Below are 22,160 nucleotides of genomic sequence, written 5' to 3'. Positions count from 1 at the left end.
GGGAAAAAAGATGGGAAAATATGAAAAGGATACGAAGGACCTGCTGGCGGCCATTGGCGGCAAGAAAAATATTTCCGCGGTTACTCATTGTGCCACTCGGATGCGTTTTGTATTAAACGATCCAAAGAAGGCAGATGAGGAACGAATCGAAGATATTCCTAGCGTCAAAGGGATGTTTACGAATGCAGGTCAGTTTCAAGTAATTATCGGAAATGATGTAGCAGTATTCTACAATGAATTCGCAGCCGTTTCAGGAATTGAAGGAGTTTCAAAAGAAGCAGCGAAATCTGCTGCCAAACAAAATCAAAATCCAGTTCAACGCGCCATTACTGTTTTAGCAGAAATTTTCACGCCATTATTACCAGCAATTATTGTCGGCGGTTTGATTTTAGGATTTCGAAATATTTTGGAAGCCGTACCAATGGGCTGGCTGAATGGTCAAACGATTGTAGAAGCTTCAACCTTTTGGAGCGGTGTCAATGGCTTTTTATGGCTGCCGGGTGAAGCGATCTTCCATTTCTTGCCAGTAGGGATCACATGGAGTATTGCCAGAAAAATGGGAGCTACAGAAATCCTTGGAATTGTCCTAGGGATCACCCTAGTTTCACCGCAATTGTTAAATGCTTATGCCGTGAACGGTACAACAGCTGCAGAAATTGCAAAGAATTGGACATGGGATTTCGGCTTCTTCACCGTTGACAAAATCGGTTACCAAGCGCAAGTTATTCCAGCAATGCTGGCAGGGTTCTTACTCGTTTATTTAGAACGTTTCTTCCGAAAACATATTCCAGAAGCGGTCTCAATGATTTTCGTTCCATTTTTCTCATTGCTTCCAACGATTTTAGCGGCACATATTATTTTAGGGCCAATCGGATGGAAAATCGGAACTGCCATTTCAGCCGTTGTGAATGCTGGCTTAACTTCTAGCTTTAGCTGGTTGTTCGGCGGTATCTTCGGAGCATTATACTCGCCTCTGGTCATCACCGGTCTGCATCATACGACCTTGGCGATTGATTCGCAATTGATTGCCGATTTTGGTTCAACTAATTTATGGCCGATGATCTGTTTATCAAATATTGCTCAAGGGGCGGCTGTTTTAGCTGTTGTGTTCGCTCATCGCGGCAATAAAAAAGAGGAACAGGTTTCAATTCCATCAGTTATTTCTGCTTGGTTGGGTGTTACGGAACCGGCGATGTTTGGGATCAACTTGAAATATACGTATCCCTTTATCGCGGCTATGATCGGCAGCGGGATCGCAGGGTTATTCGTTACCTTGTTCAAAGTTCGGGCACTGTCGATTGGGGTCGGCGGCTTACCAGGGATTTTAGCGATTCGTCCGCAAGACTATTTGATCTTTGCTATCGGTATGGTAATTGCAGTTGCCGTTCCATTCCTTTTGACCCTAACTTTCCGTCGAATCGGTTTGTTTAATAAAATCGACCGCGTCGAAGAAGAAAATGTTCCAACTTTAGGCAGCGAAACACCAAAAAAAGCCGGTTCGGTTGTTGAATTATTTGCGCCGATCGCTGGTATGCTGCATCCTTTGAGCAGTGCGAAAGATCCAGTTTTTGCAGAAGGGATGATGGGGCAAGGCGTCGTGATCGATCCAAGTGAAGGAAAACTTATTGCTCCATTCGACGGGCAAATCAGCTTATTATTCCCAACAAAACATGCCATCGGCTTAGTGAGCACCGAAGGAACAGAAGTATTGATTCATATTGGAATCGACACGGTTCAGCTAGATGGAAAATATTTTACTAGCCATGTGAAGCAAGGGGACAGTGTGAAAAAAGGGCAGCTATTGATGGAGTTCGATGTTGAAGCAATCAAAGCGGCCGGTTACGAAGTACAAACCCCCATTATTGTGACAAACTCGATAGACTTCCAAGTTGATCCACTGATTGAGGAAGCAGCTGTCACAAGCAATGAAAAAATCTTAATCGCAACAGAATTGTAGAAGCTGGAGGACAAAATGAGTTTTAAAGAGAAAGTAATCTATCAGATTTATCCCAAATCATTTTTAGATACAAATCAAGACGGTGTAGGAGATCTATTAGGAATTCAACAAAAATTACCCTACTTGAAACGATTAGGGGTTGATATGATTTGGTTAAGTCCAATCTATCCGAGTCCGCAAAATGATAATGGCTATGATGTCGCAGATTATACGGCGATCAATCCAATGTTTGGGACAATGACTGATTTTGAAGCCTTAATGGCAACTGCAAAGAAACACAATATCGAAGTAATGCTGGACATGGTTTTTAATCATGTTTCAACGGAACATGAATGGTTCCAAAAGGCATTGGCTGGAGATAAAAAATATCAGGACTACTTTATTTTGCGAGATGAGCCGACGGATTGGGTGTCCAAATTTGGTGGAAATGCATGGGCACCATTTGGCGATACCGGAAAATATTACTTGCATCTGTTTGACAAAACACAGGCGGATCTAAACTGGCGCAATCCAGAAGTGCGGGAAGAATTATTTGAAGTTGTCCGCTTTTGGACAGACAAAGGAGTGAAAGGCTTCCGCTTTGATGTGATCAATTTGATTGGTAAAGATGAGTTCTTAAACGATTGTGCTGAAAATGACGGCAAGCCAGCTTACACCGATCGTCCGATCAATCATGACTATCTTCGCATGATGAATCAAGCGACGTTCGGAAAAGAATCCGAGATGATCACAGTTGGTGAAATGAGTTTTACAACAGTTGAGGAATGTATCTTATACACGAAACCCGACCGTGAGGAATTGGATATGACCTTCAATTTCCATCACCTGAAAGTGGACTACAAAGATGGAAAAAAATGGACACAGATGCCATTTGATTTTGCGAAACTTAAAGAATTGTTTCATACTTGGGGAACGCAGATGAGTGCCGAAAGTGGCTGGAACGCACTTTTCTGGAATAACCATGATCAGCCGCGGGCATTGAATCGTTTTGTTGATGTGGATAACTATCGCGTAGCAGGCGCTAAAATGCTGGCTGGTGCGATCCACTTGAATCGAGGAACACCGTATATTTATATGGGGGAAGAGATCGGGATGATCGATCCCGATTTTGATTCGATGGAACAATACGTTGACGTGGAAAGTCTAAACGCGTATCAAGAACTATTGACAGAAGGCAAGTCCGAGCAAGAGGCCTTCGAAATCGTCAAGGCCAAGTCTCGTGACAATTCTCGAACACCAATACAATGGGACAGTGGGGATTACAATGGTTTTTCACAGGTTGCGCCGTGGTTAGCACTAGGAAAATCTGCCGACGAGATCAACGTAGCAAAGGAACTACAGGAAGGGTCGATATTTAGCTACTATCAGGAATTGATCAAGTTGAGAAAGGAATATCCGGTAATTGCTGAAGGAAGTTATGAAGCCTTTCTACCTGATCATCCACAGATTTATGGCTACATTCGCCGCCGTAAAGAGGAGTCGCTGCTGGTACTCAATAACTTTTTCCCGCAAGAATCGACGATCGAGATACCGGAAGAGTTTGTATCAGGAAAAGTTCTGATCGATAATTATGGTACGGAAACGATTCAGAGGGAAATTACACTAAAACCGTATCAATCCATCGCGATTTATCGCTAAAAAAGCGTGAGCAATTTGCTCACGTTTTTCATTTTTTTAAATCAATGCGTCTATTTATCAAATAGATCAGTCCACCGCCCAGCGACATAGAAAGCAGTTCGCCTAAACCAATGATCAGCCAATTGAAGAAAAACGGTGCTTGATAGAAAAAGGTCAGTTGCCCAGCGACCGTAAACATCGAAAAGGCAAAAATCAAAGCGGTAATGATCATCTTTTTCTTAAGGCTTATGATATTTTTGGTAACTGCTCGGCAGATCAATAAAACGATCAAAGTAGAGATACTACCGAAGAGCACATCCACGATTCCAAGCGGGGATGCTAGGTTGGCAATCGCCACACCTAAAGTTACTGCGACAGTGTAGCGTTTGTTGAAGAGTGGCAAGTAATTGAACATTTCCGCGATGCGGAATTGGATCGCGCCGAAACTTACGGCGGATAATACGATCGTGACAGCGACATAGAGCCCCGTCACAACGGCCATTTTTGCCGTGTCGGTGGTTGTCCAACGTTGTGTTGAACTTTTTTCAAGGTGCATTTTATCATTCTCCTTTACAAGACCAAGTCTCGTTAATAACTGCGACCAAAGGATTGAAGTGCCGCAGTGCGAAATCTCGCTATTATTTATCTTAGTTGTTTTCGTAAAAAATGCAAGCTATTTTAAAAGCCAGCCGCCATCGATAGGCAGGATATTGCCTTGCATATAGCGGGATTCATCGCTGGCTAAAAACAATGTTGCGTAAGCCACTTCTTCAGGCTTCGCCCAACGTTTAACTGGGGTTTCCTCAGCTACCCATTTGGCCATCTGACCATCTCCGGCAAAGTCCGCTTGATTCATAGGAGTATTGATTGCGCCGGGTGCGAGGGCATTGACATGAAGACCTTTAGCAGCGTAATCCAGCGCTAATTGCTTAGTAAACCCAACAATCGCATGCTTGCTCGTAGTATAAGCAATACCGCCGCCGCCCGCCACAAGTCCCGCGATAGAGGCCATATTGATAACGGTCCCTTGATTGTTCAATAATTCGGGCAGCAACAGCTTTGTCAGGAGGAACATCCCTTGTATGTTGGTAGTTAAAATCCGTTCCCATAAGTCTTCGTCTGTTTCCGCCAACGCTAAATAATCATCCAAGACTCCAGCAGTATTCAGCAAAATGTTTACCGTGCCAAAAGTTTCATGGCAGTTTTGGATAGCTTCCTGTAGTTGCGTTTTCTCTCGAACATCGCCGATGAAAAAAGCAAAATGTTTAGGAAAATCTTTTTCTATTTCTAGTAGATTTTGTTCCTGCTGATCGAAAGCAAAAACACGTGCACCTGCTGTTAGAAAAGCCTGTACTTGAGCCGCACCGATACCTGAAGCAGCTCCAGTAATGAAAACAATCTTGCCCGAAAAATCAACGGTCATCATTCGACGATTTTCCAGTCTTCTGCCAAGATATCGCAAACAGTTGGGGCAAAACTTGAGAAGCCTTCGTCCGCTGTCTTGATTAAAAAGTAGGGCGTCACTGGTGAACCGTCAAACACTTCGCCTTCAACTAGCGTCACATATAATTCAAAACCGCCCCAGCCTTCACGGATAATTTTTGCCCCTTTTTTTAATTCAGGTAAGATTTCTTCAAATGTCATTTATTTTTCCTCCGTTCAAAAAATGATTTTCTGTTGGTAGAATACCAAAAAGCATGTGCCGCTACAAGCAGCATGAGTGAAACTTTGACGAATGTACTGACAAAAACAAAGACCTCTCTGCAATAGAGAAGTCTTTGCTAATTAATCGTCATCTTTATCGTCTTTGTTCTTTGCATTGACCTTGTTACGGGTATTCCAATAGGATTTATAGTCATCGTCGTTTCCGCCGATACCAAACTCGTAAGTATTATCTGCTGGACCATCTTTGGCCCAAAGAGAAGTTGTTTCACCACTTGGAACTTGGTAGTTTGTACCATCGTGATTGACTTTTCCAGGTTTCAATCCAGTGAAGTCAGAAACTTTGATTTGTTTCACTTCGTCAGCCAGCTCGAATTTCTCATCTTCACCAAAGACAGTTGGATTGACCTGATAGATCCGTCCAGCAAGGTAGGCCATATAAGTTGCAGTCCGATTTCCAGCACCATCATTCATTGGTTTGTTGTCGTCTCGACCGGTCCATGTTCCTAATGTGATAGTAGGAGTAGAGACGATCAGCCAGTTATCGGCATAGTTATCAGTCGTCCCAGTTTTACCAACCCAATCAGCAGTACTCAATGGATAATTCACACCGCTTAAGATCGATTTGAATGGCGTCGTATGCTGTTCATTGATAACACTGCGCATCAAGTCATTCATGATCGAAGCCGTGGCTTTTGAATACACTTGAACGGGTGCCTCTTTATGTTTGTATATTTCTTTACCAGTGCTGTCAGTGATTGATTCAATCAAATAACCCTGTTGATAAGAACCGCCATTGGCCAACGTTTGGAACCCGTTGACTTCTGTTAAGGTCGAAACCCCAGTGGTACCTAATGGCGCGGATTCCACACCCCAAGCATTTGAAGTCGGATAATTCATTTTCTTCAAGTAATTATCATAAGCAAATTGATCAGAGCCTTTATTTGTCAGCATATCTTGATAAACATGATAGGCCGTGATATTCGTTGATTCAACGAGGGCTTCTCGTGTTGTTTGGAAAGTCTTAGAACCTTTATTTTCAGCATTTTCCAATTCTTTGCCTGCGTGTTCGCCATGCTGATATTTCATTGGGAAATCGGCAATTCGCGACGCGCTTCCTAATAGTCCTTGATCAATTGCCGGCCCGTATACTAAAACTGGTTTAATTGATGAACCCGCTTGCCGCACGGTGTCAAACGCATGGTTATTTTGGTTCGTATTGTAATCACGACTGCCAACGAAGCCGTAGATTCGGCCCGTTTTATTATTCATCATGACAGTTCCGGGCTCAACCGTTGCCCCTGATCCATCGTCTAAATATTGTCCGTACTCGGCGACACCTAACTGCATCGCATCGTAAATATTTTTGTCGATGGTTGATTTCACCACCAACCCTTGATTTTGCATTTTGACTTTGGCTTGTTCAATATAACGATTTTGAACTTCTTCTTTTCCGTAATCGGCATCACTGATCCCATCTTCTTTAGCCTGCTGTTTGGCTACAATGCTGATAGCTTCATTATAAACAGTGTAATACAAGAAGCCGTGTTGTTGAACTTCCACGTCTTGGCGTCCTTGGAAGTCTTTTGCAAGATCATATTTTTTGGCGTCTTCGTATTCTTTTTTAGAAATCATTTGTTCACGGTACATATTGAAAAGGACATCGTCTTTTCGGTTCATTCCGATCGAGTAGTCTTGTTTTAAATCCCCAGTATTGGTGTAAGGACTATAGACAATTGGACTTTGCGGCAGACCGGCAATAAAAGCGGATTGCGGTAAGCTTAAGTCCTTTGCATGAACTCCGAAGATACCGATCGCAGCTTCTTCAACACCCGCGATATTTTGTCCTTTATTATTCCGACCAAAAGGAGAGACATTCAAGTACGCCGTTAAAATTTCGTCTTTGCTCAGGTATTTTTCCAGATCCAAGGCCAGAACGATTTCATTGGCCTTTCGTTTGAAAGAAGTCTCATTAGTCAAAACTTGCTGTTTGACCAGCTGCTGTGTCAGGGTTGAACCACCTGAACCAGCACCAAAACCAACCATCTCACCTAGTAGGGCACGTACAACGGCTTTGGGAACGACACCATGGTGTTCATAAAAGTTTTCATCTTCAGTAGCGACTAGGGCCTTTTTTACCCATGGCGAGATTTCATCAGAATTTATTTTCTCACGAATCGGATCCGCTTGGATTGTTGCCAGCTCTCGGTCATCTGAATAAAGTAATTTTGATGACTCAGCGATGTCGCCAACTTTTTGCTTCATTTCGGATTTTGTAGGCGTCGGCGTCCCTTCAACAAGATGCGCAAAATACCCAGCACCGATCCCAACGACGAGCATGCCGCCTAGGAAGAGCACGACGATTAAGCCAAGCAATAAAGACTTGACCACTCGCAATGAAACATTGAGTGCAAAAGGACCTCCAAGAGAAGTTCTTGTTTTACCTTTGCTGCTCTTTTTCGGTTGCTTATTTATTTTTTTCTTGTGAGCCAAAAAGTCCACCTCGTTAGATTCTATTCATTTTAATTATCTGTTGAATTATAGCAAAGTTTTACTTCTATTAACAAGCGGATGCAATGTTTGTAATCAAAACTTCAACTAATTGTTAACTAAAACAAAACAAAGATTATTACATTATTTGGCTTTTTTTCTTCAAGCGCCGTTTTATTGATGCAGAACTTCGATTAAATCTAGCGAATAGCTTTTATTTCCTTGTTTTTTCAGTTACTATGGGAAAGTATAAATCATTGAGGAATGATATGCGTAATGAGCATCTGTTTAACTTTTTAGAGTTAGGCAGCAACAAAAATTAGGAGGATAAAACATGCATTCAGACTTTTTTCAAGAATTAAAAGCCCGTGGCTTAATTTTTCAAGTAACAGATGAAGCAGCTTTAGAAAAACAATTAAACGAAGAGTCTGTTAAACTATATATCGGCTTTGACCCAACCGCAGACAGTCTGCACATTGGTCATTTATTACCGATTTTGACGTTGCGTCGTTTCCAACAAAACGGACACGTGCCAATTGCTTTAGTTGGCGGCGGTACCGGAATGATTGGAGACCCTTCATTTAAGGATGCAGAACGTCAATTAAATACTTTGGACACTGTACAAAACTGGTCACAAAGTATTAAAAACCAGCTGTCTGGAATCATTGACTTTGAAAATAAAGAAAATCCAGCGATCGTCGCCAATAACTATGAATGGTTAGGCGAATTAAAACTGATCGACTTTTTGCGTGATGTAGGTAAGAACTTCACGATCAACTACATGATGAGTAAAGAAAGTGTCAAACGCCGGATCGAATCTGGTATCTCATACACTGAATTCGCCTACCAATTATTACAGGCTTACGACTTCTACGAATTAAATCGACGCTACGGTTGTTTATTACAATTAGGGGGAAGCGACCAGTGGGGAAACATCACATCAGGAATTGAATTGATTCGTCGCGAAGAAGGCAAACAGGCCTTTGGGTTAACGATGCCATTGATTACGAAAGCCGATGGTACAAAATTTGGTAAAACTGAAGGCAATGCTGTTTGGCTGGACCCAGAAAAAACGTCGCCGTATGAATTTTACCAATTCTGGATCAATACCGATGACCGTGATGCGGTTAAATTCTTGAAATACTTTACTTTCTTAAGCTTAGAAGAAATTGCTGCGATTGAAGAAGAATTTACTGCTGCTCCTGAACAACGCGCGGCTCAAAAAGCTTTGGCTAAAGAAGTAACGGTATTAGTTCATGGAGAAGAAGCCTATGATCAAGCGGTGCATATTTCTGAGGCTTTATTCAGCGGAAACGTAAAAAACTTGAATGCAGAAGAAATTAAGCAAGGCTTTAAAAACGTGCCAAGCTACCAAGTTCAAGTGGAAGATGATTTGAATTTAGTAGAAATTCTGCTAACCTCAGGGATTGAGAAATCGAAGCGTCAAGCGCGTGAAGATATTACGAATGGTGCGATTTACATCAATGGTGATCGCGTACAGGATGTCGCATACACGCTAAGCGATCAAGATAAATTGGTTGATGAATACATTGTTGTTCGTCGCGGTAAGAAAAAATATTTTGTTTTACAATTTTAATTACATTCACGAAAGGGATTGTACCAATTACTTTGGAGCAATCCTCTTTCTATATAGTAACGAGTAAGCGTTTTATAGGTTGGATGGGGTGAAAGTGTGAGAGCAGTTTTATTAAACTCGCTAGGATTATTTGTTATTATCTTGATAGGCTATTTAACGAAACGGTTCAACTTGCTGCTGAAATCGGATGGCTCGATGATCTCCAAAATGGTCGTCAACGTAACTTTGCCAGCGGCGATCATTGTGAATCTGCAATCCTTGGCAGTAAAGAATCAATTATTATTATTGATTCTAGCAGGGCTTTTATTGAACTTGGTCATGATCATAGCCGGTCATTTTTTGTCAAAAAAACAGGATCAAGTGGAACGAGAGTTTTTGATGTATAGCGTTTCTGGCTATAATATTGGAAATTTTGCTATTCCATTTGTCCAAAGTTTTATGCCGCAGGCGATCCCGATTTTATCTTTCTTTGATATCGGAAACAGCGTCATGCTGGCGGGCGGATCAAATGTTGTGATTGAAGGCATCAGCGGCAGTAATGAAGAACGTCCCAGTGTCAAAAAGGTTATCGGTCGTTTGGGACGTTCAGTTCCATTTTTCTGCTATTTGTTTATGCTGTTCTTTCGGGTGCTGAAGATTGATTTACCGCAGGCCGTTTTTCAGATCGCACAGCCGATCGCCAATGCGAATACGTTCTTATCGATGTTTATGATTGGTCTTTTTTTGGAATTACGTTTGCCGAAAAAAGATTTAGCATTAGTTTTACGCGTCTTGGTAATTAAGTATGGGATAGGAATACTGTTAGCAGGTCTGTTTATGCTGCTGCCAATCTCACCGATGATCAAAATCGTTTTATGCCTTGTCTCAGTAGGGCCGATTCCGACTTTTGGTGTGATCAATAGTGTAGCCGCTGGAATGCGGGCAGAAGTGGTGGGGTTCACCTCATCACTAAGTTTCTTGATCAGTTTGCCATTGATGACAAGTTTGTTGTTGTTTCTATAAATAAAAAATCTGGAGGTTTTTATGTTAATTGGTTCTCATGTAAGTATGAAGGGAAAAGAAATGTTATTAGGTGCTGCGCAAGAAGCAGCAAGTTACGAAGCTTCGACTTTTATGATCTATAGCGGTGCGCCGCAAAATACTCGCCGCAAACCAGTGGAAGAGATGAATATTCCGGCTGGAGAAGCGTTCATGAAAGAACATGGTCTGTCGAATATTGTGATGCATGCTCCTTACATCATTAATTTAGGAAATACGAAGAAACCGGAAATGTTCCCGTTTGCGGTTCAGTTTTTACGTGAAGAAATCATGCGAGCGGAGGCTTTAGGTGCGATGCAGATTACATTGCATCCAGGAGCTCACGTAGGTGCAGGTGAAAAAGCTGGCTTGGATCAAATCATCAAAGGATTGAACGAAGTATTGACCAAAGATCAGCGAGCACAAATCGCATTGGAAACGATGGCTGGTAAAGGAACTGAATTAGGGAAAACCTTTGAAGAGTTGGCCTACATCATTGATGGTGTAACATTGAATGAAAAGCTTTCTGTTACTTTCGATACGTGTCATACGAATGATGCAGGTTACAATGTTAAGGAAGATTTTGATGGGGTATTAGACGAATTCGATCGTGTTATCGGTTTAGATCGTTTGAAAGTGATTCACGTGAATGATTCGAAAAATCCGATGGGCTCTCACAAGGACCGTCATGCGAACATCGGTTTTGGAACGATCGGTTTTGATGCGTTGAATGCGATTGTTCATCATGAAAAATTGAAAGAGTTACCGAAAATTTTAGAAACACCTTATGTTGGAGAGGATAAAAAGAACCAGCATGCACCATACGGTTTTGAAATCGCTATGTTGAAAGCAGGCAAATTCGATCCAAATTTGTTAGAAAAAATTCAGGCACAATAAGATCAAAGGCACACACTCAAAAAAAGAGTGTGTGCCTTTTTGTCAGATAAATGTTAATTCAGATATACACAGTAAGAGGACCAAAAGAACGATCTGCATAGAATAGATTTTTGACTTATGCAAGTTCTATTCGCGAATCTGCCCATCTCCGTAGATAATGTATTTAGTAGAAGTCAGATGCTCTAAACCCATCGGTCCACGAGCGTGTAATTTTTGCGTAGAGATTCCTATCTCGGCTCCAAAGCCGAATTTAAAGCCGTCAGTAAAGCGAGTAGAGGCATTGATGTAGACCGCTGCCGCATCGACTTCTTTTAGGAATCTTTGCCCATTATGGTAACTATCAGTGATGATTGCTTCAGAATGTTTGGAGTTGAAGCGATTAATGTGTTCGATCGCTTCATCAATGGAAGCAACCACTTTGATCGCTAAAATGTAATCTAAAAACTCAGTGGCCCAATCCGCTTCAGTAGCTAAGTCTGCTTGCTTTAAATAGGACATAGCTCTGGAATCCGCCCGCAGAGCCACTTGATGTGGAGTCAAGGCTTCTTCAATCATTGGTAAAAATTCAGAAGCAATGTCCTCATGAACTAATAATGTCTCTATCGCGTTACAAACAGAGGGACGTTGAGCTTTTGCATTGGCAACAATACTGATTGCCATATCTAATTGTGCCGCGTGATCAACATAAACGTGATTGTTTCCAGTTCCTGTTTCGATCACAGGGACAGTTGCGCTATTTTTGACCCGTTGGATCAAACCAGCACCGCCACGGGGAATCAAAACATCTAAATACTCGTTCAGACGCATCATTTCATTGGCCACATCGTGAGAAGTATCGTTGACGAATTGGATCATTGCTGGGTCCAATTGACTATGACGCAGTGTCTGCTGCATAAGTTCTACTAATGCTTGATTTGAGTAGAAGGCTTCTTTGCCTCCGCGTAAAATTACGGTGTTGCCGGATTTAAAACACAGGCTAGCGGCATCGGTGGTCACATTTGGACGCGATTCAAAGATGATGCCGATCACGCCTAAAGGAACGCGTTGCTGCCCGACCATCAGTTGATCTTCTGTGCGCCACATTTTTTCCACTACACCGATTGGGTCAGGCAGTGAAGCAACTTGGCGAATGCCTTCAGCCATCTCTTTGATTCTTTCACCAGTTAAGCGCAAGCGGTCGATCATCGGATTAGGAATCCCATTCTCTTTCGCCCGGCTCAAATCCTGTTGATTCGCTGCTAGAATAGTATTGCTGCTGTTTTCTAAATCTTGTGCCATTTGCATTAAGCAGTCATTTTTTTCTGCGGATTCTAGTTGGCTCAATTGTTGGGCCGCTCGCTTACTTTGCTGCCCTAAAGTATTCATTAGATCACTCATGTTTTTCCTCCTTGAATAACGTTCCGACTTCTGCACCAGACAAGATATCAAAAATTATTCTTGGGGGTTTGCCATTTGCCAGTACCATCGCACTTTTGGCATCGAGCACTCTTTGAGCAGCTTTCAACTTGCTGACCATTCCGCCAGTACCAAATCGGCTGCCTTCACCGCCTGCTTGGTCCATCAGGGTTTGATTAATTGTTGAGATAGTAGAATAAAGAATAGCTTGTTTATTTTTTGACGGATTATCCGAATAAAATCCATCAATGTCGCTTAACATAATCAGCAAATCAGCATCCATTAATTGCGCAACGATCGCGGACAACTCGTCATTGTCTCCGAACTTTCTTGTATGATCCATTTCGTCGACAGCGACCGTATCATTTTCATTGATGATAGGAATAATTCCCATTGAAATCAGCTGCTGCAATGTATTGATAACATTTTTGCGGCTTTCAGGGAAATCGACCACGTCGCGGGTCAGCAAAACTTGCGCCGTTTGTTGACTGTAGCCTAAGAAACGCTGATTGTAGATATGCATCAATTCTGATTGACCGACAGCTGCGACGGCCTGTTGAACAGGAATCTCATGCGGCCGTTCTGCAATCCTAAGTTTGTCCATACCGACACCAATCGCGCCAGATGAAACTAATATTATTTCTTTGCCTTGATTACGAAGGTCAGTTAATACAAAAGCCAATTGATCAATTCCAGAAAGATTGATCTTGCCATTTGGATGGATCAAGGAACTGGTCCCGATCTTTACCACGATCCGATTCACGGATCTCAAAAAATCTCTCATGCTTGCACCTCTTCACTAGCCACCAGTGAGGAAGATATTGTTTTGCATTTTATCATATTCTAATCAATAATTCATCAATTATTTATAAATGATTGAAAATTTTTGATAAAAACATACATATAGACTAGAAATTTTTTTAGTCGAAGATAAAAAAGGGGCTTTCTGGGGCAATTGACAGGAATCAACTAAGAATTTCGCATTAGGTTTTGAAGTTTCTTTAAAACGTCTTTTCTTTTATAGGAACTTTTAGTAAAATGTATAAGAATGTGTCAGGAAAGGAGCGGTGAAAATGGTATCAACTGGAATCGTAGTATTGATCGCAGTAATCGCTGCACTATTAGGTGCTGTCGGCGGTTTCTTCTTAGCTCGTAAATATATGCAAGACTATTTCAAAAAGAATCCTCCAATCAACGAGGATATGTTACGTCAAATGATGATGTCGATGGGGCAAAAACCTTCAGAGAAAAAAGTTCGTCAAATGATGCAGCAAATGAAAAACCAACAATAATCTAGAAAGGACAATCGTCGCAGGATGATTGCCCTTCTTTTTGTCTGTTCTGCTTTTCGCAGTATTAAAGCTCGAAGTTTGTTAGTAATTAAAATAAATACCTGAAGTGTGATGTCTAGCAGAAAGATATGCGTACGAAAATGAATTTCCTTATTACTGAGTTAGCTGCGAATTTGCAAAACTGACAATTAGTAAGCAGATTTGTCGACAGAATAAATTCTTGGATGTAAAGTAAAGCCGAATGGGGGAATGTCTGAATGTATGATGTAATAATTATCGGCGCGGGTCCAGCAGGGATGACCGCTGCCTTATATGCTTCACGATCAAATTTGAAAGTTCTCTTGATCGAACGTGGCGCACCCGGCGGACAAATGAACAATACTGCCGAGGTAGAAAATTATCCAGGGTTTGAATCAATTATGGGTCCAGAACTTGCGATGAAAATGTATGATGGTGTCACCAAATTCGGTACTGAAAATGCATATGGAATTGTTCAAGATATTAAGGATCATGGAGATTATAAAGAAGTCATTACGGAAGATAAAAGTTACCAAGCTAAAACAATTATCGTTGCGACGGGCTGTGTCCATCGTAAACTAGGCGTACCAGGTGAAGAATCGTTTGCAGGGCGCGGAGTATCTTATTGTGCGGTTTGTGATGGCGCCTTTTTCCGCAATAAACGCTTGATCGTTGTCGGCGGCGGTGATTCAGCGGTAGAAGAAGCGATCTATTTAACTCGTTTTGCTTCTGAAGTTGTGATCGTTCATCGTCGTGATGAATTGCGGGCACAAAAAATTATCCAAGATCGTGCATTTGCAAATGAAAAAATTTCATTTATCTGGGATAGTGTTGTTGATGAGATCGTTGGAAATGAAATGGTCGTGACAGGCGCGAAGATTCGCAACGTCAATACAGGGGAAGTTCACACGGAACCAGCGGACGGAGCATTTATCTATGTTGGTCTAGAACCATTGACGGAACCATTTAAAAACAGCGGAATCACAAATGCTGCCGGTTGGATTGAAACCGATTATGAAATGAAAACAAAAATTCCTGGTGTCTTTGCTATTGGTGATGCACGGGAAAAAGACTTGCGCCAAATTACTACAGCAGTTGGTGAAGGCGGAATCGCAGGTCAGCAAGTGTATAAATATATTGAAGAACAAAACTAGCATTTTGAGGAAGACAGAGATTGTCTTCCTTTTTTTCAGCTATACTTTGCGCAGTTTATTTGAACCTATAGCGTTTTTTACTGTTAAGCGCCCCATACTCGTGAGTTTTCTATTTGGTGGAAAAATCCATCCTGATCAAGGAAAAAATATCGTCCTCTTTTTTTGAGAAGCGAATCAGGTACAAGTTTTCTTTGCTGAATATAACAGTAATGGTATACTTAAATGGTAAGAAAATATTGAAAGAGGTGTGTTTCATGTCTTGGGAACAAGTTTATGAACAATGGATTGATTCAGATAAATTAGATGAAAAAATGCGTAAAGAATTAGAAGACTTAGGCAAAGACCCAGAGTTGAAAAAGGATGCGTTTTATAAACAATTAGAATTTGGAACAGCAGGTATGCGCGGAGTTTTAGGGCCTGGTGTCAACCGGATGAATATTTTCACCATTCGTCAAGCGACAGAAGGATTGGCTCGCTTCATGGACACACAAGATCCAGAAACTAAGCGTCGTGGAGTAGCGATTGCATATGATTCACGACATATGTCACCAGAATTTGCGATGGAAGCTGCGAAAACTTTGGCGAAACATGATATTCCTTCATTTGTATTCGAGAGTTTACGTCCGACTCCTGAATTATCGTTTGCCGTTCGTTTTGAAAATGCCTTCACAGGAATTATGATTACGGCTTCTCACAATCCAGCGGAATATAACGGTTATAAAGTATACGGCGAAGATGGCGGGCAAATGCCGCCAGAAGATGCAGATGCATTAACGAAGTTCGTACGCGATGTGGAAAATCCTTTAGAGGTTGAAGTTTTATCCGATGAAGAAGTGGAACACAGCGGATTGATCAATATTATTGGCGACGAAGTTGATTCGGAGTATTTGAAAGAAATTAAAGCTGTAACAATCAATCAAGACTTGATCAATGAAATGGGAAAAGAGCTAAAATTAGTTTACACACCATTACACGGTACAGGTAAAATGTTAGGCGAAAAAGCTTTGAAACAAGCTGGTTTCGAAAAATTTGTTCTTGTACCTGAACAAGCAATTGCTGATCCAGACTTTTCAACTGTAAAATCACCAAATCCAGAAGAACATTCTGCTTTTGAATATGCTATTAAACTAGGCGAACAAGAAGGAGCAGATTTGTTGATTGCTACTGATCCTGATGCCGATCGTTTGGGTGCGGCTGTTCGTTTACCAGACGGGCGCTATGAAGTATTGACCGGAAATCAAATCGGTGCCATCATGATTCGTTACATTTTGGAAGCACATAAACAAGCGGGAACATTGCCTGCTAATGCAGTTGTGTTAAAATCAATCGTATCAAGCGAATTGGCTACGACGATTGCAAGTTCTTATGACGTGAAGATGGTTGATGTATTGACTGGATTCAAATTTATCGCTGAAAAAATTCAACAATACGAGGATGACCATTCACAAACATTCATGTTTGGTTTTGAAGAAAGTTATGGCTATTTGATCAAATCTTTTGTTCGTGACAAAGATGCGATCCAAGCGCTAGTTTTATTAGCAGAAGTTGCAGCCTACTACAAGAAACAAGGCAAAACATTGTATGATGGTTTGCAAGATATTCTTGAAGAGTACGGTTACTATGCTGAAAAAACCATCTCAGTTACCTTGAGCGGTGAAAAAGGCGCAGAAGAGATCAAGACGATCATGGGCAACCTGCGCAAGGAAGCGCCAAAAGCGTTTGCGGATGTAGCCGTTACTTTGACCGAAGACTTTAAGACCTCTAAATCAATTGATGCTGAAGGAACCGAAAAAGCGATCGATATGCCGGCTTCAGATGTGTTGAAATATACGTTAGCTGATGAAACATGGTTAGCCATTCGACCTTCTGGGACAGAACCAAAAATCAAATTCTATATCGGTGTGAAAGGCGATTCTCATGCTGCTGCCGCAGAAAAAATTGCGACATATGAAGAAGCGATCCGTAAAATTGCCGAGTAAATGAGGGCTATAAATGAAGGAACACGAGGAATTTCAAGCGGTCAGTCAATTTTTTAAAATCTTGAGTGACCCGACACGTTTAAAAATTTTGATGTTTCTAAAAGAAGGGGAACGTAATGTGTCAGCAATTAGCGACACATTAGCGATGGAACAATCGGCCGTTTCTCATCAATTAAAATTATTGCGTGACAACCGCTTAGTCAAAGCACGTCGTGACGGGAAGGCGATGCTCTATAGTTTAGACGATCAACATGTTCTAGATGTTTTGGAGCAAACCTTCCGTCATGTCTTGCACCAATAAAAAGCGGCTTTTCCAAATTTTTTGGAAAAGCTCTTTTTTTTTACAGAAATTTTGTTATACTGATAGCTAACTATTAGAATATGATGAAATTAGTTTTAATACGAATGTAATTTACTGGAGGCGGATTATGGAAAAAGCAGTCAAGGTGGGTCTATTAGGTTTAGGTGTAGTAGGTACCGGTGTTTTAGAAATTTTAACAGATCATCAAGATAAAATTGAAAAAAGTATTGGCGGTCCCTTGGTTGTTACGAAAGCATTGATCCGACCAGAGGAAGATAAAAGTGCAATAGCAGAAAAATATAATTTGGACTTAGTCACAGAGTTAGATGCAATTTTAAATGACCCAGAGATCTCAATCGTTGTAGAAGTGATGGGGCGGATCGAACCGGCTAAAACGTTTATCAAAAAAGCGTTAATGGCAGGTAAAAATGTGGTGACTGCGAACAAAGATTTATTGGCGCAGCATGGCAGTGAACTAGTCAATCTGGCACGTGAGCAGCAACGCAATTTGTATTACGAAGCCAGCGTGGCGGGCGGTATTCCGATTTTACGAACGATTGCTAATAGTTTAGCGGCAGATGATATTACCGAAGTTTTGGGAATCGTCAACGGAACGACAAATTACATGTTAACCAAAATGGTGCAGGAACATCGGACATACGATGAAACCCTGAAAGAAGCTCAAGAACTAGGCTTTGCGGAAAGTGATCCGACAAATGATGTTGACGGAATTGACGCGGCTTATAAGATGGTCATTTTAAGTAAGTTCGCTTTTGGAATGTCCATCACGATGGACCAAGTCAAGATCAAAGGAATTCGTGGATTAGCAGGTGAAGATGTGACAATAGCTGATCAGCTTGGGTACACTGTAAAACTAATCGGCTCTACAGTTAAGAAGGACGATACGATTTCGGTAGAAGTTGGTCCAATCTTAGTTCCCCACGAGCATCCACTAGCATCAATTCATAATGAAATGAATGCTGTTTTTGTTAAAAGCTCAGGTATTGGTGAATCGATGTATTATGGGCCAGGTGCAGGTGCACGTCCTACAGCGACAAGCATCGTAGCGGATCTAATGACGATCGTCAACAAGATGAAGAAGAATACGGTCGGTCATCGCTTTACTGGATACACTCAACCAACAAAGCTGACATCTCCAGAGGACAATATCAGCAAATATTTCTTGTCATTAGAAATGCCGGATGAACCAGGTCAATTTTTGAAACTCGCTGAAATCATGACTCAAACAAAAGTTGGGTTTGAACAAGTGGTTCAAGAAAAGGGTGATGGTGAGAGCGCACGAGTGGTCTTGATCACACATGAAACATCGGAAACGAAGATGGCGACAATCCAACAAGAAATCAAAGAAAAGACTAGTTATAAATTATTGTCATTGATGAAAGTTATGGGGGAATAAACATGTACGAAGGATTATTAAAACAATATCAAGAATATTTGCCAATCACTGAAAAAACACCTCAGATTGCTTTAGCTGAAGGTAATACACCGTTGATTCCCTTGAAAAATTTATCTAAAGAGTTAGGCATTAACCTGTATGGAAAATATGAAGGCCTGAATCCGACCGGTTCTTTCAAAGACCGCGGAATGGTCATGGCTGTTGCGAAAGCTGTAGAGGACGGTGCGAAAGCAATTATTTGTGCATCAACTGGTAATACGAGTGCGGCTGCGGCTGCCTACGCAACGCGTGCTGGGATCAAAGCATATGTCGTGATCCCTGATGGAAAAATCGCAATGGGTAAACTGGCTCAAGCCATTGCTTATGGGGCGGACATTATTTCGATCCCAGGAAACTTTGATGAGGCGTTAAAAGCAGTTCGTGACATTGCAGAGACTGAAGCAGTAGCTTTAGTAAACTCAGTAAATCCGTATCGATTAGAAGGGCAAAAAACAGCGGCCTTTGAAATTTGTGAACAATTAGAAAAAGCGCCCGATGTTTTAGCGATCCCTGTCGGTAACGCGGGAAATATCTCCGCTTATTGGAAAGGCTTCAAAGAATGGCACGAGAAAAAAGGAACTGATTTACCGCGCATGCACGGCTTCGAGGCCGAAGGAGCAGCTGCGATTGTGAAGGGTGAAGTCATTGAAGAACCGGAAACTGTTGCCACAGCTATCCGCATCGGAAATCCAGCAAGCTGGAAATTGGCTGAAGCTGCCCGTGATGAATCGAATGGATACATTGATTCGGTGACAGATGAAGAAATCTTGAATGCGTATCGTAAAGTTGCCGCTCAAGAAGGTGTCTTTGTTGAACCTGGCTCAGCCGCTTCTTTAGCGGGAGTTATCCAACATGTGGAAAATGGCCGTATCAAACCGGGTGAAACAGTTGTTACAGTTTTTACCGGAAATGGATTGAAAGATCCTGATACAGCAATTAATGAAACAGATATTAAGATCAACAAGATGAGTGATTTGGAGGATATGCGCCGACACTTACGTGAAGGAGTGGCGTCTCTATGAAAATCCGCGTCCCAGCAACTAGCGCCAATTTAGGTCCTGGATTTGATTCGTGCGGGATTGCGTTATCCCAGTACTTAACGATTGATATAGGACCAGAAACACAAAAATGGCAAATCAAACATCAACTAGGCAGCAATATTCCTTCGGATGAAAAGAATTTGTTGATTCAAACGGCTTTAGATTTGGCACCGAATTTAACACCGCATCAAATCACGATGACTTCAGACATTCCAATCGCTCGCGGGCTCGGAAGCAGCTCATCTGTCGTAGTGGCAGGGATTGAATTGGCCAATCGTTTGGGAAATCTAGGAATGACGCCACAAAAGAAAGTGTCGTATGCAACAAAAATCGAAGGACACCCTGACAATGTTGCGCCAGCGATTTGTGGTGATTTTGTGGTGGCAAGCTACAATAACAATGAAGTGAACTTCGTGAAGCATACGTTTCCTGATTGTGATGTGATTGCGTTCATTCCAAACCATGAACTATTAACTTCAGAAAGTCGCGCTGTCTTGCCGAAAGAAATGTCGTACCGCGATGCAGTAAAGGCCAGTTCGATCGGCAATGTGATGATAGCGGCGGTTTTGAATGGCAACTTGCCATTAGCTGGAAAAATGATGGAGAAAGACATTTTACATGAAAGCCATCGCCAGCATCTTGTTCCGCATCTGAAAAAAATTCGAGAATTTTGTAAAGCTTATGGGGGCTATGGCAGTTTTTTAAGTGGCGCAGGCCCGACTGTTTTGGTTTTAACCCCGCCAGAGAATACAGAGAAATTAGTTACTGCCTTAAAAGCTTTCGACCATGAAGCAGAGATCGATGTGCTTTCCGTCGAAAAAGAAGGCGTGCAAATATTTTAGTTGCGTTGAAGAGAAGAGTACAACGAATCGGACTTGACAGAGAGCTTCGGTAATTGAGAAGAAGCAGCAGCGATTAGTTGGAAGATGGCCTCGGAGCGATTGTCGTTGAGACACGGGAATGCCCGTTACAGCAGTTCGTAACAATACGACAAAAGATCAGTCTTGCGAAAGGCTGATAAACTAAGGTGGTACCACGGAACTCCCGTCCTTTCATAAGTGAAAAGACGGGAGTTTTTTGCGAGTTCCACTTCCTGCTTTAGCAGGTTAGTGGAATCGTATGCGTGACGAAAATCAAATTCATTTTTCGATTTTGGAAAAACGCCGATTGTAAAATTAAGCTAGACAACTAAAAAAGCCATTTGTGCTACACTCAAAATAGTTCTGACCAAAGAATTATAAGGAGTGAGTACAAATGACCTATACCCATCTTACAACGGATGAACTTGTAATGATAGAGTCTTATTTCAAAATAAATCAATCTGTTGCGAAAACTGCGCATTGCTTGAATCGTTCAAGACAAACGATCCATAAAGTATACCTATTCTTCAAGCAAGGAAAATCAGCCTTAGAATACTATCAACAGTATAAGAAAAACAAATCAAACTGTGGTAGACGCCCGCTTGTTTTACCCGAGGAACAATCAGAATATATTCAAAGAAAGGTTGTTCAAGGATGGACACCCGATGTGATTGTTGGTCGTGCAGCGTTTCCTATTCGTTGTTCTGCTCGTACCATTTATCGTATGTTCAAAAAGGGGCTATTTAATCCTTCTGACTTACCGATGAAAGGCAAGCGTAAACCGAATGGACATCAAGAAAGGCGTGGAAAACAAGCTTTCCGCCGCTCTATTCATGAACGTGAAAAAGATTATAGCCAATTCTCAAATGAGTTTGGTCACCTTGAAGGTGACACTATCGTAGGTCTGAAACATAAAAGTGCTGTAATTACCTTAGTTGAACGATTATCAAAAGTTATCATCACATTGAAACCGTGTGGTAGACAAGCGATTGATATTGAAAAAAAATTAAATCATTGGTTTGAATCTGTACCGAAAAATCTATTCAAATCCATCACTTTTGATTGTGGAAAGGAATTTTCAAATTGGAAACAAATCAGTAATGCCAATGATATTGCCATTTATTTCGCTGATCCAGGAACGCCGTCTCAAAGAGGCCTAAACGAGAATTCTAACGGATTGTTACGTAGAGATGGTTTATTGAAATCTATGGATTTCAATTCAGTAGATGAATCTTTTATTCAATCTGTCACATCTAAACGAAATAATATTCCTAGAAAATCACTGGATTATCGAACACCTTTGGAAGTATTTTTGAGTTACGTAAGTATTGATGATTTGTCTAACTTAATTTGACAATTAAGAAAATGATTTCTCAAAAAAGAAATTAGCTGTCAGGTAGTAAATCTAAATCCAATCACTAAAGCAAT

Annotated in this window: 19 protein-coding genes; 13 read left to right on the top strand and 6 right to left on the bottom strand. The window is 41.4% G+C overall.

Translation table 11 applies throughout. The features are described from left to right. Window positions 1-10 precede the first annotated feature (10 nt). Both treP and treC read left to right on the top strand, forming a co-directional pair. Window positions 11-1,957 (top strand): PTS system trehalose-specific EIIBC component, encoded by a 1,947-nt coding sequence (treP, locus tag I585_RS05475; protein ID WP_010740044.1) that lies wholly within the window; start codon window positions 11-13, stop codon window positions 1,955-1,957. Between the two features lie 15 nt (window positions 1,958-1,972). Next, on the top strand, window positions 1,973-3,595 hold the full coding sequence (treC, locus tag I585_RS05470) for an alpha,alpha-phosphotrehalase (RefSeq protein ID WP_010740043.1): 1,623 nt from the start codon (window positions 1,973-1,975) through the stop codon (window positions 3,593-3,595). A gap of 28 nt (window positions 3,596-3,623) precedes the next feature. On the opposite strand, the gene I585_RS05465 is transcribed toward treC, so the two are convergent. The 4 genes from I585_RS05465 to I585_RS05450 all read right to left on the bottom strand — a co-directional run bounded on the left by I585_RS05465 (window position 3,624) and on the right by I585_RS05450 (window position 7,729). Then, window positions 3,624-4,130 (bottom strand): QueT transporter family protein, encoded by a 507-nt coding sequence (locus tag I585_RS05465; protein ID WP_010740042.1) that lies wholly within the window; start codon window positions 4,128-4,130, stop codon window positions 3,624-3,626. 117 nt (window positions 4,131-4,247) lie between these two features. Beyond that, entirely contained in the window at window positions 4,248-5,000 is a 753-nt protein-coding gene (locus tag I585_RS05460) for a 3-oxoacyl-ACP reductase (RefSeq protein WP_010740041.1), read from the bottom strand. Continuing rightward, window positions 4,997-5,218, bottom strand: a complete 222-nt coding sequence (locus I585_RS05455; RefSeq protein WP_010740040.1) for a DUF2829 domain-containing protein — start codon at window positions 5,216-5,218, stop codon at window positions 4,997-4,999. The genes I585_RS05460 and I585_RS05455 overlap by 4 nt, the downstream gene beginning before the upstream one ends. Before the next feature lie 141 nt (window positions 5,219-5,359). After that, window positions 5,360-7,729, bottom strand: coding sequence for a transglycosylase domain-containing protein (locus tag I585_RS05450; RefSeq protein WP_010740039.1), 2,370 nt, complete (start codon window positions 7,727-7,729; stop codon window positions 5,360-5,362). Window positions 7,730-8,060: 331 nt separating this feature from the next. On the opposite strand from I585_RS05450, the gene tyrS reads away from it, so the two are divergent. The 3 genes from tyrS (at window position 8,061) to I585_RS05435 (ending at window position 11,237) form a co-directional block, all read left to right on the top strand. Then, complete coding sequence (gene tyrS, locus I585_RS05445; RefSeq protein ID WP_010740038.1) at window positions 8,061-9,323, top strand: tyrosine--tRNA ligase; 1,263 nt, start codon at window positions 8,061-8,063, stop codon at window positions 9,321-9,323. A gap of 96 nt (window positions 9,324-9,419) precedes the next feature. Further along, entirely contained in the window at window positions 9,420-10,325 is a 906-nt protein-coding gene (locus I585_RS05440) for an AEC family transporter (protein WP_010740037.1), read from the top strand. Window positions 10,326-10,346: 21 nt separating this feature from the next. After that, on the top strand, window positions 10,347-11,237 hold the full coding sequence (locus I585_RS05435) for a deoxyribonuclease IV (protein WP_010740036.1): 891 nt from the start codon (window positions 10,347-10,349) through the stop codon (window positions 11,235-11,237). A 126-nt stretch (window positions 11,238-11,363) separates the two neighbouring features. On the opposite strand, the gene I585_RS05430 is transcribed toward I585_RS05435, so the two are convergent. Next, window positions 11,364-12,614 (bottom strand): glutamate-5-semialdehyde dehydrogenase, encoded by a 1,251-nt coding sequence (locus tag I585_RS05430; RefSeq protein ID WP_010740035.1) that lies wholly within the window; start codon window positions 12,612-12,614, stop codon window positions 11,364-11,366. After that, window positions 12,607-13,416 carry a glutamate 5-kinase gene (proB, locus tag I585_RS05425; protein WP_010740034.1) on the bottom strand — a complete coding sequence of 270 codons (810 nt, stop codon included), beginning with the start codon at window positions 13,414-13,416 and terminating at the stop codon, window positions 12,607-12,609. Before proB ends, I585_RS05430 begins: the two co-directional genes overlap by 8 nt. A gap of 289 nt (window positions 13,417-13,705) precedes the next feature. Here proB and I585_RS05420 point away from each other — a divergent pair, with 289 nt between their 5' ends. The 8 genes from I585_RS05420 to I585_RS05385 all read left to right on the top strand — a co-directional run bounded on the left by I585_RS05420 (window position 13,706) and on the right by I585_RS05385 (window position 22,086). Then, on the top strand, window positions 13,706-13,924 hold the full coding sequence (locus tag I585_RS05420) for a YneF family protein (protein ID WP_010740033.1): 219 nt from the start codon (window positions 13,706-13,708) through the stop codon (window positions 13,922-13,924). Window positions 13,925-14,181: 257 nt separating this feature from the next. After that, on the top strand, window positions 14,182-15,096 hold the full coding sequence (gene trxB / locus I585_RS05415; RefSeq protein ID WP_010740032.1) for a thioredoxin-disulfide reductase: 915 nt from the start codon (window positions 14,182-14,184) through the stop codon (window positions 15,094-15,096). Window positions 15,097-15,350: 254 nt separating this feature from the next. Next, entirely contained in the window at window positions 15,351-17,075 is a 1,725-nt protein-coding gene (locus I585_RS05410) for a phospho-sugar mutase (protein ID WP_010740031.1), read from the top strand. 13 nt (window positions 17,076-17,088) lie between these two features. Next, window positions 17,089-17,376 carry an ArsR/SmtB family transcription factor gene (locus tag I585_RS05405; protein WP_010740030.1) on the top strand — a complete coding sequence of 96 codons (288 nt, stop codon included), beginning with the start codon at window positions 17,089-17,091 and terminating at the stop codon, window positions 17,374-17,376. A 127-nt stretch (window positions 17,377-17,503) separates the two neighbouring features. Beyond that, window positions 17,504-18,793 (top strand): homoserine dehydrogenase, encoded by a 1,290-nt coding sequence (locus I585_RS05400; RefSeq protein WP_010740029.1) that lies wholly within the window; start codon window positions 17,504-17,506, stop codon window positions 18,791-18,793. A 2-nt stretch (window positions 18,794-18,795) separates the two neighbouring features. Continuing rightward, complete coding sequence (gene thrC / locus I585_RS05395) at window positions 18,796-19,854, top strand: threonine synthase (protein ID WP_010740028.1); 1,059 nt, start codon at window positions 18,796-18,798, stop codon at window positions 19,852-19,854. Then, window positions 19,851-20,714 carry a homoserine kinase gene (thrB, locus tag I585_RS05390; protein WP_010740027.1) on the top strand — a complete coding sequence of 288 codons (864 nt, stop codon included), beginning with the start codon at window positions 19,851-19,853 and terminating at the stop codon, window positions 20,712-20,714. The genes thrC and thrB overlap by 4 nt, the downstream gene beginning before the upstream one ends. A gap of 412 nt (window positions 20,715-21,126) precedes the next feature. Further along, window positions 21,127-22,086: an IS30 family transposase gene (locus tag I585_RS05385; protein WP_002330482.1), complete on the top strand. Its 960-nt coding sequence runs from the start codon at window positions 21,127-21,129 to the stop codon at window positions 22,084-22,086. Window positions 22,087-22,160: the final 74 nt, after the last annotated feature.

This window comes from Enterococcus malodoratus ATCC 43197 (genome assembly GCF_000407185.1).
In the GTDB taxonomy this organism is placed as follows: Bacteria; Bacillota; Bacilli; order Lactobacillales; family Enterococcaceae; genus Enterococcus_A; species Enterococcus_A malodoratus.
Note: the sequence above shows the minus strand (reverse complement) of the source record. Positions and strands in the feature narration are given on the sequence as shown.

Coding starts and splice junctions, on each gene's coding strand:
- tyrS (WP_010740038.1), top strand. CDS start 8,061: ATGCATTCAGACTTTTTTCAAGAATTAAAAGCCCGTGGCTTAATTTTT.
- I585_RS05420 (WP_010740033.1), top strand. CDS start 13,706: ATGGTATCAACTGGAATCGTAGTATTGATCGCAGTAATCGCTGCACTA.
- I585_RS05460 (WP_010740041.1), bottom strand. CDS start 5,000: ATGATGACCGTTGATTTTTCGGGCAAGATTGTTTTCATTACTGGAGCT.
- I585_RS05405 (WP_010740030.1), top strand. CDS start 17,089: ATGAAGGAACACGAGGAATTTCAAGCGGTCAGTCAATTTTTTAAAATC.
- I585_RS05410 (WP_010740031.1), top strand. CDS start 15,351: ATGTCTTGGGAACAAGTTTATGAACAATGGATTGATTCAGATAAATTA.
- thrB (WP_010740027.1), top strand. CDS start 19,851: ATGAAAATCCGCGTCCCAGCAACTAGCGCCAATTTAGGTCCTGGATTT.
- treC (WP_010740043.1), top strand. CDS start 1,973: ATGAGTTTTAAAGAGAAAGTAATCTATCAGATTTATCCCAAATCATTT.
- I585_RS05430 (WP_010740035.1), bottom strand. CDS start 12,614: ATGAGTGATCTAATGAATACTTTAGGGCAGCAAAGTAAGCGAGCGGCC.
- treP (WP_010740044.1), top strand. CDS start 11: ATGGGAAAATATGAAAAGGATACGAAGGACCTGCTGGCGGCCATTGGC.
- thrC (WP_010740028.1), top strand. CDS start 18,796: ATGTACGAAGGATTATTAAAACAATATCAAGAATATTTGCCAATCACT.
- I585_RS05400 (WP_010740029.1), top strand. CDS start 17,504: ATGGAAAAAGCAGTCAAGGTGGGTCTATTAGGTTTAGGTGTAGTAGGT.
- I585_RS05435 (WP_010740036.1), top strand. CDS start 10,347: ATGTTAATTGGTTCTCATGTAAGTATGAAGGGAAAAGAAATGTTATTA.
- trxB (WP_010740032.1), top strand. CDS start 14,182: ATGTATGATGTAATAATTATCGGCGCGGGTCCAGCAGGGATGACCGCT.
- I585_RS05455 (WP_010740040.1), bottom strand. CDS start 5,218: ATGACATTTGAAGAAATCTTACCTGAATTAAAAAAAGGGGCAAAAATT.
- I585_RS05385 (WP_002330482.1), top strand. CDS start 21,127: ATGACCTATACCCATCTTACAACGGATGAACTTGTAATGATAGAGTCT.
- I585_RS05465 (WP_010740042.1), bottom strand. CDS start 4,130: ATGCACCTTGAAAAAAGTTCAACACAACGTTGGACAACCACCGACACG.
- proB (WP_010740034.1), bottom strand. CDS start 13,416: ATGAGAGATTTTTTGAGATCCGTGAATCGGATCGTGGTAAAGATCGGG.